Here is a 13,958-nt window from a genome sequence, read left to right as displayed (position 1 = left end):
CGGCTTCGGCCCGGATTCTCGGGATGTTGTGTCGCTTTTGCCCCTTTATGGTGGGGCGGTGGCCCCTGACAGCCCCTCAGCAGACCCGGCCGGCGCACCCGCGCCGGCCGAACCGTCCGCCCCGGCCCCGCCGGTGGCGACGCCCGCGCGCCAGTTGCTGAAGCTGGTCGTGCCCGCGGTCGTGGTCGGGGCGCTGGCGAGCCTGCTCTTCCTGACGATCAGCGGTCTCGCCGAGAACCTCCAGGACGTGCTGTGGGAGACCGTGCCCGACGCGCTCGGCATCGGCCGGTACTCCTCTCTGTGGATCATCGTGATGCTCACGGCGACCGGGATCGCCGTCGGCCTGGTCGTCTGGCTGGTGTACGGGCACGCCGGCAACGACCCGGCCGCCGCCGGCCTCGGCGGGGCCCCCGTACCCCCGAGCACCGTCCCCGGCCTGCTCGTCGCGACCGTGCTGGCGCTGGCCGGCGGGGTCAGCCTGGGCCCCGAGTACCCGATCATCGCCGCCAACATCGCGCTCGCGTACTGGCTGGGCCGCCGCGTCGCCCCCTCCGCTCCCGGGGCGCTGTGGGTGTCGCTGGCCTCGGCCGCCACCATCGGCGCCCTGTTCGGCACCCCGGTCGCGGCCGCCCTGGTGATCTCCGAGGCGCTCACCCGGCAGCCGGGGACGGCCTCCCTGTGGGACCGGCTCTTCGCGCCGCTGGCCGCCGCCGGGGTCGGCGCGATGACCACCACGCTCGTCGCGCACCCCACCTTCGACATGGACCTGCCCGTGCTCACCCACCCGGGCTGGGGCGACGTGCTGGCCGCCATGATCGTCGCCACGCTCGCCGCGCTCGTCGGCCTGATCGCCTGCTACGCCTTCCCGCCGCTCCACACGGCCTTCCACCGGCTGCGGCACCCGATGGTGATGCTTCCCGTCGGCGGGCTGCTGCTGGGCCTGCTGGGGGCCCTGGGCGGCCCGCTGACGCTCTTCAAGGGTCTGGAGGAGGTCAAGGAGCTCACCTCGGACATCGGCGGCTGGTCGTCCGGGGAGCTCGCGAAGTTCACCGTGATCAAGATCGTCGCCCTGCTCGTCGCCGCCGCCTCCGGCTTCCGGGGCGGCCGGATCTTCCCCGCCGTCTTCATCGGCGCCGCGTTCGGCCTGCTCGTCCATGCCCTCGTTCCCGAGGTGGACCCCTCGGTCGCGGTGGCGTCCAGTGTCCTCGGCGTGCTCCTCGCGACCACCCGGCAGGGCTGGGTGAGCCTGTTCACCGCCGCCGTGCTCGCCGCCTCCCCCGCCATGCTCGCGCTGCTCTGCCTGGCCTCCCTGCCGGCCTGGCTGGTCGTCACCGGACGGCCGCAGCTCGAACTCGACGACGCGGGGCACAGCCTGCACTGATCCCGATCGTTCGCCCCACCAGGAAATACAGAGGAGTTCCCATGCCGCTGCACAAGGGCTCGCCCGAGCCGGACCGCCGCCTGGCCGCCGTCAACCCGTTCTTCGGCGAGGCCAACCCCGTCGGCGGCATGACCGAGGCGCCGCCCCAGCACCGCCTGCCCGACGGCCCGCTGCCGCCCATGAGCGCGTACCAGCTCGTCCACGACGAGCTGATGCTGGACGGCAACGCGCGGCTCAACCTCGCCACTTTCGTCACCACCTGGATGGAGCCCCAGGCCGGGGTGCTGATGGCCGAGTGCCGCGACAAGAACATGATCGACAAGGACGAGTACCCGCGCACCGCCGAACTGGAGCGCCGCTGCGTCGCCATGCTGGCCGACCTCTGGCACGCCCCCGACCCGTCCGCCGGCGTCGGCTGCTCCACCACCGGCTCCAGCGAGGCCTGCATGCTCGCCGGCATGGCCCTCAAGCGCCGCTGGGCCGTCCGCAACAAGGACCGCTATCCCGGCAGCGCCCGGCCCAACATGGTCATGGGCGTCAACGTGCAGGTCTGCTGGGAGAAGTTCTGCAACTTCTGGGAGGTCGAGGCCCGCCTGGTGCCGATGGAGGGCGAGCGCTTCCACCTGGACCCGCAGGCCGCGGCCGACCTCTGCGACGAGAACACCATCGGCGTCGTCGCCGTGCTCGGCTCCACCTTCGACGGCTCGTACGAGCCCGTCGCCGAGCTCTGCGCCGCCCTGGACGCCCTCCAGGAGCGGACCGGGCTCGACATCCCCGTCCACGTCGACGGGGCCTCCGGCGCCATGGTCGCCCCGTTCCTCGACGAGGACCTGGTCTGGGACTTCCGGCTCCCCCGGGTCTCCTCGATCAACACCTCCGGCCACAAGTACGGCCTGGTCTACCCGGGCGTCGGCTGGGCGCTGTGGCGCTCGGCCGCGGAGCTGCCGGAGGACCTGGTGTTCCGGGTGAACTACCTCGGCGGCGACATGCCGACCTTCGCGCTGAACTTCTCCCGGCCCGGCGCCCAGGTCGTCGCGCAGTACTACACGTTCCTCCGGCTCGGCCGGGCCGGCTACCGCGTGGTCCAGCAGACCTCCAGAGACGTCGCCATGGGCCTCGCCGAACAGTTCGAGGCCCTGGGCGACTTCCGGCTGCTGACCCGCGGCAACGAACTGCCGGTGTTCGCCGTCACCACGGCGGACCACGTCACTGCGTACGACGTCTTCGACGTCTCGCGCCGGCTGCGCGAGAACGGCTGGCTGGTGCCCGCGTACACCTTCCCCGCCAACCGGGAGGACCTCTCCGTGCTCCGGGTGGTCTGCCGCAGCGGCTTCTCGGAAGACCTGGCGGGGCTGCTGATGGACGACCTGAACCGGCTGCTGCCGGAACTGCGCCGCCAGCCGCATCCGTTCACCGCGGACCGGCAGGCGGCGACGTCGTTCCACCATTAGCTGTAAGGCAGTTCGGCGGTACGGCGGGGCTACCGGCTCAAGTTGGCGAACCGCCGTACCGCCAGCGGGAAGAACACCGCGAGCAGCGCCAGCGGCCACAGCACCGCCGCGACCGTCCAGCCCGGCTCCCCGCCGGGGTTGCCGAACAGCTCCCGCACCGCGGTGGCCGTCGCCGACATCGGGTTCCACTCCACGACCGCGCCCAGCCAGTCCGGCATCGTCTCGGGCAGGGCGATCGCGTTGGACAGGAACCCGACCGGCCAGACCAGGATCTGCACGGTCTGCACCAGCTCCGGCCGCCCCGCGACCAGTCCCAGCCAGATCCCGATCCACAGCATCGCGAACCGCAGCAGGAGCAGCAGGCCCACCGCGCCCAGGAAGGCGGCGGGGCCGCCGGTCGCCCGCCAGCCCATCGCCGCCCCGACTCCGATCATCAGCAGCAGCCCCACCGCGGACTGCAGCATGTCGGCGGCCGACCGCCCGACCAGGACCGCCCCGTCCGCCATCGGCATCGCGCGGAAGCGGTCCACCACGCCCTTGTTGAGGTCCTGCGTGACCGCCGTCAGCGTGCCCTCCAGGCCGAACACCATGGTCAGCGTGAACATCCCGGGCACCAGGAAGTCCACGTACGCGCCGTCGACGCCCCGGCCGCCGCCGATCAGATAGCCGAACATCAGCAGCGTCATCACCGGGAACACCAGCCCGACCACGACCTGCACCGGCTGCCGCGCCCAGCGCGCGAGCTCGCGCCGGGTCATCGTCCAGCAGTCGCTCACCACGTACGCCGTGCTCATGCGGCCACCCCGCTCTCCTCGTCCGCGCGCTTCTCCCCGGTCAGCCTCAGAAAGACCTCGTCGAGCGTCGGCCGCCGCAGGGCGAGGTCCTCCGCCTCGATCCCGGCCGTCTCCAGGGCCCGTACGGTCTCGGCGAGCGAGGCCATCCGGTCGGTCACGGGCGCGCTGACGCGCCGCCGGTCCGGGTCCACGGCCACGTCCTCGGGCCGGGCCGGCAGCAGCCCGGCCGCCTCGGCGAGCCGGCCCGCGTCCCGTACGACCACGTCGATCCGGTCCTGTCCGGCCCGCGACTTCAGCTCGTCCGGGGTGCCGTCGGCGACCACCCGGCCGCGGTCCACGACCGCGATCCGGTCGGCCAGCTGATCCGCCTCCTCCAGGTACTGCGTGGTCAGCAGCACCGTCGTGCCCCCGCCGACCAGGGAGCGCACCGACTCCCACACCTCCGCCCGGCCGCGCGGGTCGAGCCCGGTGGTCGGCTCGTCCAGGAACAGCACCTCGGGTTCCGTGATCAGCGAGGCCGCCAGGTCGAGCCGACGCCGCATGCCGCCGCTGTACTGCCCGACGGCCTTGCGCCCGGTGTCCGCGAGCCCGAAGTGCTCCAGGAGCTCGTCGGCCCGCTGCCCGGCGCGCCGGGAGCCCAGGTGGTACAGCCGGCCGAACATCTCCAGGTTCTGCCGGCCGCCCAGCTCCTCGTCGAGGGCCGCGTGCTGGCCGAGCAGCCCGATCCGCCGCCGTACCTCGTCGGCCTGCGTCCGCACGTCGAGGCCCGCCACCCGCACCACACCCTCGTCGTGGCGCAGCAGCGTGGCCAGGATCCGCACCATGGTGGTCTTGCCCGCGCCGTTGGGGCCGAGCACCCCGTGGACCGTGCCGCGCCGCACGGCCAGGTCGAGTCCGTCGAGTGCCTGCTTGTCCCCGTACCGCTTCCGCGCGCCCTCGACGAGGATCGCGTCCGTTGTCATCCCGCACACCTCCACACCTGGTAGTCAAATTTGACCACCGAGGGAAGGTAATGCCCCGGATCGGATTGGTCAAACTTGATTAGCTAGTCTTCCTCGCCGGTTCCGTCGTCGCCGGTTCCGTCGTCGTCGGCTCCGCCGCCCGTCGCGTACGGGTTCTCCTGGCCCTCGGCGAGCACCCCGATGAACGGCTCACCCTCGTCGGCGAAGACGTACGACCCGCCCTCGACCCGCTCGATCAGGCCCAGCGTCCACGCCTTGCCCGCGTCGGCCGTGGCGACCCAGTAATGCATGATCTCGCCGATGTGCCCGAGCTGCTCCGGGCCGCCCTCCGGGGTGTAGTACTCGGTCACCGCGGCGCGCCAGTCGTCGAGCGCCCGCAACCGCCGGCGCAGCAGCTCCACGACCTCGGCCCGCGGCAGGTCGACGATGAAGCCGATGCCGGCCGACAGGACGTCCATCTTCTGGTCGTAGGTGGTCAGCGCCTCGCGCAGCAGCGCGAAGTACTCCTCCCTGCCCTGCTCGGTGAGCTCGTACTCGACGCGCGGCGGGCCGCCCGCCGTGCTCGGCGCGATCTCGTACGCGTGCAACAGTCCCTGCTTGGCCATCTGCTTGAGCGCGTGATAGATCGAGCCGGGCTTGGCGTTGGACCACTCGTGCGCGCCCCAGTACTCCAGGTCGTTGCGGACCTGGTAGCCGTGCGCCCGTCCGTGCTGCTTGACCGCGCCCAGGACGAGGAGCCGGATCGCCGACATACCTGCCACCTCCTAATCAACTTTGACTAGGGTAGAGGCACGGGCTCGGGCCGGCACGACTCAGGCCGGCACGACTCAGGCCTGCTGCTCCCTGGCGACCAGCTCGAACGAGGTGGCGCCGTCGAGCGACTCCCGCACGATGTCCGCGTGCCCGGCGTGCCGGCCCAGCTCCTGGACCAGGTGCAGCAGCATCCAGCGGACGGTGACCCGGCCGTCCTTCGGGAACCAGGGCGCGGGCGGCAGCGGAAAGGTCTCGTCCAGGCTCGGCACGGCCCGCACGAACTCCTCGGTCTGCTTGGCCACGTCGTCCCAGAACGCCAGCACCTCGGGCATCGTCTCTCCGTCGACCAGCCGGAACCCCTCGCCCCAGGTCTCCTGGGTGCGCTGCTTCTCGTTCCGCTTCTGCTGCGCGAGCCGCAGCCAGTTCAGCTCAACCTCGGCGACATGTTTGATCAGCCCGGACAGACTGAGTTCGGAGGCGCTGGGGCGGCTCGCCGCCTGCTCCTCGGTGAGGCCGAGGGCGGCGCGGCGCAGGGCCGCACGCTGGGCCTCCACGAAGTTCAGGAACGCGCCGCGCTCGTCGCCGGGGGTCTCTGCGGGAACAAGGGCAACCATGGGATCCGCCTTCCGTACTGCGTGTGGGGGAGGGCCTGCGCGCCCTCCCTCTCGACACCCCTCACAGTAGGAACCCTTGCGGACAGCCACGGTCCGCAAGTCCGCAAAGGTCCCAGGGCTCTTGGCGAACGGGATCAGAACGGGAAGCGGCTGCGGCCGTACTGCACCGAGATCCACTTCTGCGTGGTGAACGCCTCCACCATCGCCTCGCCGTTCAGCCGGCCGACGCCCGAGTGCTTCTCGCCGCCGAACGGCACGATCGGCTCGTCGTGCACGGTGCCGTCGTTGATGTGGATCATGCCGGTGTGGATGCGCTTGGCGATCCGTACGCCCCGCTCCACGTCGCCGGTGTGCACCGCGCCGCTGAGCCCGTACGGGGTGTCGTTGGCGATCCGTACGGCCTCGTCCTCGCCGTCGAACGGCAGGATCAGCGCGACCGGGCCGAAGATCTCCTGGCCCAGGATCGGCGCGTCGGCGGGGATGGCGGTCAGCACGGACGGGGAGACCACGTTGCCGTCGGCCGAGCCGTGCACCAGCGCCGTCGCGCCGGCCGCCACGGCCTGCTCGACGGCCGCGGAGACCGCCGCCGCCTGCTGGGAGTTGATCAGCGGGCCGATGTGCGTCGCGGGGTCGTCCGGGTCGCCGACCCGCAGCGCGCCCACCCGGGCCACGAACTTCTCGGTGAACTCCGCCTCCAGCGTGCGGTCCACGAGTATCCGGTTGGCCGCCATGCAGACCTGGCCCTGGTGCACGAAGCGGCTGAAGACCGCCGCGTCCACGGCGTAGTCCACGTCGGCGTCGTCCAGCACGATCAGGGCGTTGTTGCCGCCGAGTTCGAGGATCGCGTGCTTGAAGTTCGCCGCGCAGACCGTGGCCACGTGCTTGCCGACGCGGTCGGAACCGGTGAAGGAGATGACCTTCGGGACCGGGTGCTCGATCAGCGCGTCGCCGATCTCGGCGATGTCGGTCACGACCACGTTGAGCAGACCGGCCGGCAGACCCGCGTCCTCGAAGATCTTCGCCACCAGCGTGCCGCCGGTGATCGGCGTGTTCTGGTGCGGCTTGAGGACGACGGCATTGCCGAGCGCGAGCGCCGGCGCGACGGACTTCAGCGACAGCAGGAAGGGCACGTTGAACGGGCTGATCACACCCACGACGCCGACCGGCACCCGGTAGACCCGGTTCTCCTTGCCGTCCACCGGCGACGGAAGGATCCGCCCCTCGGGACGCAGCGCCAGCTGGATCGCCTCGCGCAGGAACTCCTTCGCCAGGTGCAGCTCGAAGGCGGCCTTCAGACGCGTGCCGCCCTGCTCCGCCACCATCGTCGCGGCGATCTGCTCCTCGCGCTCCTCGACGATCCGCAGCGCCCGCTCGAACACCGCCCGGCGCGCGTACGGGTTGGTCTCGGCCCACGCGACCTGGGCGCGCTCGGCCGCCCGGTACGCCCGGTCGACCTCCTCGACGGTGGCGATGGTGATCGAGGCGAGCTTCTCCCCGTCGTACGGGTTGAAGTCGATGATGTCCCAGGAGCCGCTGCCGGGCTTCCACTCCCCGTCGATGTACTGGAGCGCCAGATCGGTGAAGTAGGACATACGGCGGGACCCCCTGACCGCGGTGGCGGACATCGGAAACACGACTGCACTGATGTCACGTCATCGTACTTACGTATCAGGAGAGTTGAAGGAGACCTCGGAGAAGATCGCGCGAACCCTCGGGGTCCGGACTGTCCTTCTGCAGCCGCTCCATCACCCGCTGGTACTGGGCGACCTCCTCGCGTTTGTCCAGGTAGAGCGCGCCGGTCAGCTGCTCCAGATAGACCACGTCCGGCAGGTCCGACTCGGGGAAGCTCAGCATCGTGAACGCGCCGCTCTCGCCGGAATGCCCGCCGAAGCTGAACGGCATCACCTGGAGCGTCACGTTGGGGTGCTCGGAGATCTCGATCAGATGCCGCAACTGGCCCTGCATGACGGTCCGGTCGCCGTACGGGCGGCGCAGCGACGCCTCGTCGAGCACCGCGTGGAAGTGCGGGGTGTTCTCCGAGACCAGCACCTTCTGCCGCTCCAGGCGGAGCGCGACCCGGCGCTCGATCTCGGCGCGCGGGGCGTCGGGCATGCCGCGGGCCACGACGGCGTGCGCGTACGCCTCGGTCTGCAACAGGCCGTGGACGAACTGGACTTCGTAGATCCGGATGAGCGAGGCGGCGCCCTCCAGACCGATGTACGTCTGGAACCAGCCGGGCAGCACGTCGCCGAAGCTGTGCCACCAGCCGGCCACGTTGGCCTCGCGGGCGAGCCCGAGCAGCGCGCCCCGTTCGAGCTCGTCGCTGACTCCGTACAGGGTGAGGAGGTCCTCGATGTCCCTGGCCTTGAAGCTCACCCTTCCCAACTCCATACGACTGATCTTCGATTCGGATGCGCGGATCGTGTAGCCGGCCGCCTCACGTGTGATGCCGCGCGACTCGCGCAGCCTCCTGAGCTGTGATCCCAGCAGGATGCGTCGCACGACGCTCCCGCTCGTCCCGCCGGTTTCGCCTGCGGTCACGGCTCCGGCCTCCCCTTCACGTCGGTTGGTGTTCTCTGGCGGGAGCACCCCCGAGCTCTCCGAGTCCCGGATTCTGCCACCAAAACGCTTCAGCCCGTACACATTCGATTACGGAAAGAGGGCGTCTTCGGCCGACGCACGAAAGTGGACGGCAGAAGATATGCACAACAAACGGCACGGGGACGGACAGGTCCGGCGCGTGCACGTGCATCTGCCCTTGCATCCGTAGGTCGCATTCGGAACCATGGTCCTCGCGCACCTGCGTGCTCGTTCGTGTTGTAGCACCACAGCCGCGATTCCCGGGAGTGCCTCGCATGGGGACGAATGGATCGACCATGCTCGAGCCGTTACGGCAGGGGCTTCCGCCGATCGATCCCGCGGCCGTCTCCAGCTCCGCCTCCTGCGCCCTCCCGCCCCGCTACGAAGCGGTCCGCGGGGCCCGGAGGTTCACGCAGTCGACGCTCACCCAATGGGATCTCCACGACCGCTTCGACGACGTCTCCCTGGTCGTCTCCGAACTCGTCACCAACGCGCTGCGGCACGCACTCCCGGCCGACGCCCCGCACGAGGACGGCCAGGCCACGGCGGTCCGGCTGCATCTGATGCACTGGACGAGCAGGCTGGTCTGCGCGGTGCGCGACCCCAGCCGGCAGAGCCCGGAAGCCCGTACCGGGGGCGAGGACTTCGCCGCCGAGTCGGGCCGCGGACTGTTCCTGGTGGACTCGTTCAGCGACAGCTGGGGCTGGCACCCGCTGGCGGGGACACTGCACGGCAAGGTGGTCTGGGCGCTGTTCCGGCTCGGCCCGGAGTAGGCCGGTACTCGCCGTCGGCGTGCGGCGCATATGTCAGGTACGGCAGGAAGGGCCTCGGTGACCACGGTCACCGGGGCCTGTTTCGTACGCGCGGAGGGGCAGGCGGAGGGGCGGGCGTGCACGTGCATCTGGCATGTGCACGAGCCGAGTCGCCCAGGGAGCCTTGTCCGGCAGTCACCCCCGGATTCACACCAGGTGGTCGAACTCCCCGTCCTTGACGCCGAGCAGCATCGCCTCGATCTCCGCCCGCGTGTACACGAGCGCGGGCCCGTCGGGGTGTCGCGAGTTGCGCACGGCGACGTTTCCGCCCGGCAGCTTGGCGAACTCCACGCAGGAGCCCTGGGAGTTGCTGTGCCGGCTCTTCTGCCAGACGACGCCCTGCAGCTCGGTGGCCGCCATGCCGTTGTACGCGTGGTGCGCGTGATGCACTGGAAGCTCCCCGAGACGTTTGATGCAGGTGTCAACTGTCTCGGATCATAGCCCCGTTCACAGGGCCGTGCATGAGCAGACGCACGGGCAGATGCACGTGCACGAGGGGTGGTGTGTCGACTACACCACCCTCCGCTCGTATAGGGACGCGGCCGGAGTCCGGCAGGTTCCTGCAGGTCGCGGCTCCGCGTACCCAGAGGTGCGTTTGCGGGGTGTGTGAACGTCCTCGGAAGGTCCCCCTGCACGCGGCTACTCCTTGGTAGCTTGGCGCGATGTCGACGACGTACCGGAGCACGGTCGCGGTGGGCGTGGCCGCCGCGGCGCTCGTCCTGACGGGTTGCAGCGGGGAGGGGAAGCCCGCGGCCGAGGGGACGAAGGCCCCCACCGCGCCGACGTCCCCCGTCCCCCTCTCCCCCACCCCCACGCCCTCGGCCCCGCCCGGGCTGGAGGGCTCCTGGGCCGGGATCACCGACGGCAAGCCCGTCGGCCTGTCGATCGGGAAGCGGCACGCGGTGGTCATCGCGGGCGCGCAGATCTGCCAGGGCAAGCTGGCCGATCCGGTCACCCTCCGCCTGAGCTGCACCGACGCCACGACCAAGCGGACCGAGGGGACCATCGAGTCGAACGACGGGAAGACGCTCGTCGTGGCCTGGAAAGGCGGCCCGAAGGACACCCTGAAGGAGGCCGACCCGGGCCCCGGGCCGTCGGCGAGCGGGGCGGTCCGGCTGCCGTAGCGGTCCGGCTGCCGTAGCGGTCAGCCCCGGCGCGGCGGCACCTCGGGGCGGCGCGGGTGCAGCGCGGCGGCGTCCGCGGCGGAGGTGCCGTGCGACCAGCCCGCCTCGTCCCAGGCGGCGCGCACCCGGGTCGCACGGGTCTCCGGGAACATCGCGTCGGCCCGCTCGGTCACCGCGACCTCGCGCGAGGCGAGGGCCGGCAGCAGAGTGGGCTCGGCGGCGGCGACCCGGCGCGAGGTCGCGGCGAGCCGGGCGCCGAGGCGGTTCGCGTACGCCAGCAGGAACGACTGGCGGAACGACTTGGTGCGCTTGCGCCCGCCGGCCCGCTGCTCGGCCTCGGCGCGGGTCATGGCCGCGGTGCCCTGCACGAGCAGGGAGGTGTAGAGGAGTTCGACCGGTTCGAGGTCGGCCTCGAAGCCGACGACCGTGGAGAAGCCGTACGCCTCGTTCCACACGGCCCGGCAGCGGTTGGCGCCGGACACCGCGTCCAGCAAGATCGCCTTGGCGGTCTCGTACGGGGCGTCCACCCCGATCCGCACCGCGCCCGGCGCCTCGCGCGCGGCCTCCGGACTGCGGGCGGCGAGCGCCGCCCCGTCCAGGCTGTGCCGGGCCATCAGCTCCTGGGCCTTGGCGGTCAACGCCTCGGCCTCCTCCGGGAAGTTCGTCGCCTCGGCCTTGGCGAGCAGCGCGCGCACCCGGGTGAGCGTGCGGGACTCGCCGGCGGCGGGCGGCGGAAGGAGCGAGTCCCCGGGAACGGGCCCGACGGGCTCCAGGGCGGGCAGCCGCACGAGGAGCCGGTACAGCTCCAGGACGGCCGTCGCGTACGAGAACCGGTCGGCCCGCCAGGGCGAGGCGGCGAGCTCGGCCGGCTCGGCGAGCTGCGCGTCCCAGCGGGGCGGCAGCACGGAGTACCGGCGCGTCTCGGCGACGACGAGCCCGGCGAGCAGCCGCAGGTGGTGCGGCTCGGCCGCCTCGCGCCGTACGAACCGCGCGAGATCGGCGGGCTGCCACCCCCGCTCCCACGCCTTGCGCACGAACTCCTCGCCGCGCCGCGCGAGTTCCGCGTCGGCGCCGGGGTCGGCGGCGAGCAGCGAGGCCGCCGCGTCGAGGGCGGCGTCACCCTCGGCGTACAGGGCCTCAAAGGCCTTCTGAACCGTGCTGCTCACGTCACCCCTCGGTAGTGGAAACCCCTTTCATGGTCTCGCAGCGCGGCTGTTACTGTCGCGCGCACCTGTAGGAGGGGGAGGAACATCTCTTTGAAGCACAACAGAAGAATCGTCACAGCGGCCCTGATCCCGACGCTGGCCCTGGGGGGAATCAGCCTCGGAACCGCCGCGACGACCGTCCTGGCGACGGCGAGTGTGGCGACGGCGGCCCAGCCGGGACCGTGGAGCACGCCGACGGCGCTGACCGGGACGACCGACGGCAAGACCGTCGTCGACGTGGCGACCACGACGGACGGCACTGCCGTAGCCGCCTGGTACCGCTGGCCCGAGGGAACGCTCGACGCCGAACTGAGCATCGCGGTCCGCCCCGCGACCAGCACGGCCTGGGCCCCGGCCAAGGTGCTGGGCATCACGAAGGACGGAGCGGAGAGCGTGGTGCTGACGCCGGCCTCCGACGGCTCCATGGTCGTGACCTGGGTCGCGGACCTCGGCAGCACCGAAGTGCTGCGGACGTCCACCCTGGCCAAGGGATCGACCGCCTGGTCCGCGCCGACCACGATCGCCACGCGCGCCTCCATCGGCGAGATGGCGTTCGCGCACGACGCCGCCACCGGCAAGAGCATGGCGGTCTGGCACGAGAGCGGGTCCGGTCAGACCAGCGTTCTGTACGTGTCGGAGCGCACGGGCGCCGGCGCGTGGTCGGCGCCCAAGGTCCTGGGCGGCACGTCGGCCTACCGGCCCCAGGTCGCGTTCGCGCCGGACGGCGCCGTCATGGTCGTGTGGGACGAGCAGGCCGAGCTCGGTCAGACCGTGACGAGCATCGAGCGGCCCGCGGGTGCCACCGAGTGGACCGCCCCGAAGCCGGTCTCGGCCCTCTACGGCGGCGGCGCCGCGCACCTGAGCACGGGCCCGGACGGCACGGCCGCCCTGGCCTGGGTGAAGTACACCGAGGGCACGGACACGATGTCCGCGGCCATCGTCACCGCGGTCCGGTCCGCCGGCAGCGGGGGCTGGACGGCCGACGAACCGCGCCCGGTGTCCGAGTTCAGCGCGATCCAGGCTCCGCTCGTCGGTCCGACGGGTGAGGTCACCCTCGTCTGGACCGAGGGAGTCGGCACCGGCGAGGACAACGTCATCGGCGTCCGTACCGCCTCGCGGAACCCGGACGGCGCCTGGACGGAGGCGAAGACCCTCTCCACCGGGTATGTGCCCGAGCAGTTCGACGCGGCCGTCGGCACCGACGGGACCGTGCAGGTCGGCTGGGCCCAGAACGGCACCGGCGACGCCGACCGGCGCTTCTACACCTCGGCCCGCATCAGCGGGGTGTGGACGGCGCCCAAGCAGCTCAGCAGCGCCGGCTCCATGTACGCCGAGGGCCACGTCGCCGTGGCGCCCGACGGTGACGCGACCGCCGTCTGGGCCCACGAGAATCAGCTCTGGGCCGCCGGCACCGGTCTCACCGCTCCGCCTCTGCCCCCGGCACCCGCCAAGCACCGCGACTACGTCGGCAAGGACGGGTTCCCGGACCTGTACGCGCAGACGGCGTCCGGGGCGCTGTACGTGTACCGGGGCAACGCCGGCGGGACCGTGTCCGCGCGGGTCGACGGGGGAACCTGGCCGACCACCTCCACGTTGGTCCCCTTCGGGGACCTCGACGGGGACGGCTGCAACGACACCCTCGTCCGTACGTCCGTCGGCGAGCTGTACCGCTACACCCCGGCCTGCGGAACGGCGGTCACCCCGACCGCGCCCCGCACCCGGATCGGCGCCAGCGGCTGGAACGCGTTCGACGCGTTCACGTACTCCGGCGACTTTAACGGGGACAAGCTGCCGGACCTGATCGCCCGGCAGATCTCCACCGGGGACCTGTACCTGTTCGCCGGGACGAAGTCCGGCGGCATCGTCCGCGTCGGCAAGGTCGGCAGCGGCTGGAAGTCGCTCACCATCATCGGCACCGGCGACCTCAACGGCGACCGGCACGGCGATCTCGTCGCGCGCACGTCGACCGGCTACCTGTACCGCTACCTCGGTACCGGCCGCGGCACCATCGGCTCCGGCGTGAAGATCGGCTCCGGCTGGGGCGGCATGGTCAACATGATCGGCATCGGCGACCTCACCGGCGACGGGAAGAACGACATCGTCGGCCGCACCACCGCCGGCGACCTCTACCGCTACGCGGGCACCGGCACCGGAACCATCGGCTCCGGCGCGAAGATCGGCACCGGCTGGAAGTCCTTCACCAGCATCAAGTAGCGCGGCGGGGAGCCTGGGAGTAGGGCCCGCCCTACCCCCAGGACACCCTCCAGCGGTCGTGATCGGGG

At 71.6% G+C, this 13,958-nt stretch carries 13 protein-coding genes; 5 read left to right on the top strand and 8 right to left on the bottom strand.

Annotation, left to right across the window (positions count from 1 at the left end):
• Positions 1-58 precede the first annotated feature (58 nt).
• Positions 59-1,381: an ion channel protein gene (locus tag ACGFMM_RS11360; RefSeq protein WP_393645402.1), complete on the top strand. Its 1,323-nt coding sequence runs from the start codon at positions 59-61 to the stop codon at positions 1,379-1,381.
• Positions 1,382-1,422: 41 nt separating this feature from the next.
• Positions 1,423-2,832 carry a glutamate decarboxylase gene (locus ACGFMM_RS11355; protein ID WP_393645400.1) on the top strand — a complete coding sequence of 470 codons (1,410 nt, stop codon included), beginning with the start codon at positions 1,423-1,425 and terminating at the stop codon, positions 2,830-2,832.
• Positions 2,833-2,861: 29 nt separating this feature from the next.
• On the opposite strand, the gene ACGFMM_RS11350 is transcribed toward ACGFMM_RS11355, so the two are convergent.
• The 6 genes from ACGFMM_RS11350 to ACGFMM_RS11325 form a co-directional block, all read right to left on the bottom strand.
• Entirely contained in the window at positions 2,862-3,626 is a 765-nt protein-coding gene (locus ACGFMM_RS11350; protein ID WP_393645399.1) for an ABC transporter permease, read from the bottom strand.
• Positions 3,623-4,588 carry an ATP-binding cassette domain-containing protein gene (locus ACGFMM_RS11345; RefSeq protein ID WP_393645397.1) on the bottom strand — a complete coding sequence of 322 codons (966 nt, stop codon included), beginning with the start codon at positions 4,586-4,588 and terminating at the stop codon, positions 3,623-3,625. The genes ACGFMM_RS11350 and ACGFMM_RS11345 overlap by 4 nt, the downstream gene beginning before the upstream one ends.
• An 83-nt stretch (positions 4,589-4,671) precedes the next feature.
• A complete protein-coding gene (locus ACGFMM_RS11340; protein WP_393645396.1) occupies positions 4,672-5,340 on the bottom strand; it encodes a PadR family transcriptional regulator in 669 nt (222 codons plus the stop codon).
• Between the two features lie 75 nt (positions 5,341-5,415).
• A complete protein-coding gene (locus tag ACGFMM_RS11335; protein WP_393645394.1) occupies positions 5,416-5,955 on the bottom strand; it encodes a DinB family protein in 540 nt (179 codons plus the stop codon).
• 134 nt (positions 5,956-6,089) lie between these two features.
• A complete protein-coding gene (locus ACGFMM_RS11330) occupies positions 6,090-7,547 on the bottom strand; it encodes an aldehyde dehydrogenase family protein (protein WP_393645392.1) in 1,458 nt (485 codons plus the stop codon).
• Positions 7,548-7,623: 76 nt separating this feature from the next.
• On the bottom strand, positions 7,624-8,496 hold the full coding sequence (locus tag ACGFMM_RS11325; RefSeq protein ID WP_393645391.1) for a helix-turn-helix domain-containing protein: 873 nt from the start codon (positions 8,494-8,496) through the stop codon (positions 7,624-7,626).
• A 314-nt stretch (positions 8,497-8,810) separates the two neighbouring features.
• Here ACGFMM_RS11325 and ACGFMM_RS11320 point away from each other — a divergent pair, with 314 nt between their 5' ends.
• On the top strand, positions 8,811-9,308 hold the full coding sequence (locus ACGFMM_RS11320; RefSeq protein ID WP_393645389.1) for an ATP-binding protein: 498 nt from the start codon (positions 8,811-8,813) through the stop codon (positions 9,306-9,308).
• Between the two features lie 186 nt (positions 9,309-9,494).
• On the opposite strand, the gene ACGFMM_RS11315 is transcribed toward ACGFMM_RS11320, so the two are convergent.
• Positions 9,495-9,707 carry a DUF397 domain-containing protein gene (locus tag ACGFMM_RS11315; RefSeq protein WP_393645526.1) on the bottom strand — a complete coding sequence of 71 codons (213 nt, stop codon included), beginning with the start codon at positions 9,705-9,707 and terminating at the stop codon, positions 9,495-9,497.
• A 302-nt stretch (positions 9,708-10,009) separates the two neighbouring features.
• On the opposite strand from ACGFMM_RS11315, the gene ACGFMM_RS11310 reads away from it, so the two are divergent.
• Positions 10,010-10,471 (top strand): hypothetical protein, encoded by a 462-nt coding sequence (locus ACGFMM_RS11310; protein ID WP_393645387.1) that lies wholly within the window; start codon positions 10,010-10,012, stop codon positions 10,469-10,471.
• Positions 10,472-10,491: 20 nt separating this feature from the next.
• Here the strand turns inward: ACGFMM_RS11310 and ACGFMM_RS11305 are convergent, their stop codons facing one another.
• Positions 10,492-11,637 carry a DUF2786 domain-containing protein gene (locus tag ACGFMM_RS11305; RefSeq protein ID WP_393645385.1) on the bottom strand — a complete coding sequence of 382 codons (1,146 nt, stop codon included), beginning with the start codon at positions 11,635-11,637 and terminating at the stop codon, positions 10,492-10,494.
• A 90-nt stretch (positions 11,638-11,727) separates the two neighbouring features.
• On the opposite strand from ACGFMM_RS11305, the gene ACGFMM_RS11300 reads away from it, so the two are divergent.
• Positions 11,728-13,890, top strand: coding sequence for an FG-GAP repeat domain-containing protein (locus ACGFMM_RS11300; protein WP_393645384.1), 2,163 nt, complete (start codon positions 11,728-11,730; stop codon positions 13,888-13,890).
• The last annotated feature ends 68 nt before the right edge of the window (positions 13,891-13,958 follow it).

The sequence above is a fragment of the Streptomyces sp. NPDC048604 genome, assembly GCF_043199435.1.
In the GTDB taxonomy this organism is placed as follows: Bacteria; Actinomycetota; Actinomycetes; order Streptomycetales; family Streptomycetaceae; genus Streptomyces.
The sequence above is the reverse complement of the archived record's forward strand: the minus strand, read 5'-3'. Positions and strand labels throughout refer to the sequence as shown.

Coding starts and splice junctions, on each gene's coding strand:
- ACGFMM_RS11355 (WP_393645400.1), top strand. CDS start 1,423: ATGCCGCTGCACAAGGGCTCGCCCGAGCCGGACCGCCGCCTGGCCGCC.
- ACGFMM_RS11350 (WP_393645399.1), bottom strand. CDS start 3,626: ATGAGCACGGCGTACGTGGTGAGCGACTGCTGGACGATGACCCGGCGC.
- ACGFMM_RS11345 (WP_393645397.1), bottom strand. CDS start 4,588: ATGACAACGGACGCGATCCTCGTCGAGGGCGCGCGGAAGCGGTACGGG.
- ACGFMM_RS11340 (WP_393645396.1), bottom strand. CDS start 5,340: ATGTCGGCGATCCGGCTCCTCGTCCTGGGCGCGGTCAAGCAGCACGGA.
- ACGFMM_RS11335 (WP_393645394.1), bottom strand. CDS start 5,955: ATGGTTGCCCTTGTTCCCGCAGAGACCCCCGGCGACGAGCGCGGCGCG.
- ACGFMM_RS11330 (WP_393645392.1), bottom strand. CDS start 7,547: ATGTCCTACTTCACCGATCTGGCGCTCCAGTACATCGACGGGGAGTGG.
- ACGFMM_RS11320 (WP_393645389.1), top strand. CDS start 8,811: ATGGGGACGAATGGATCGACCATGCTCGAGCCGTTACGGCAGGGGCTT.
- ACGFMM_RS11315 (WP_393645526.1), bottom strand. CDS start 9,707: ATGGCGGCCACCGAGCTGCAGGGCGTCGTCTGGCAGAAGAGCCGGCAC.
- ACGFMM_RS11310 (WP_393645387.1), top strand. CDS start 10,010: ATGTCGACGACGTACCGGAGCACGGTCGCGGTGGGCGTGGCCGCCGCG.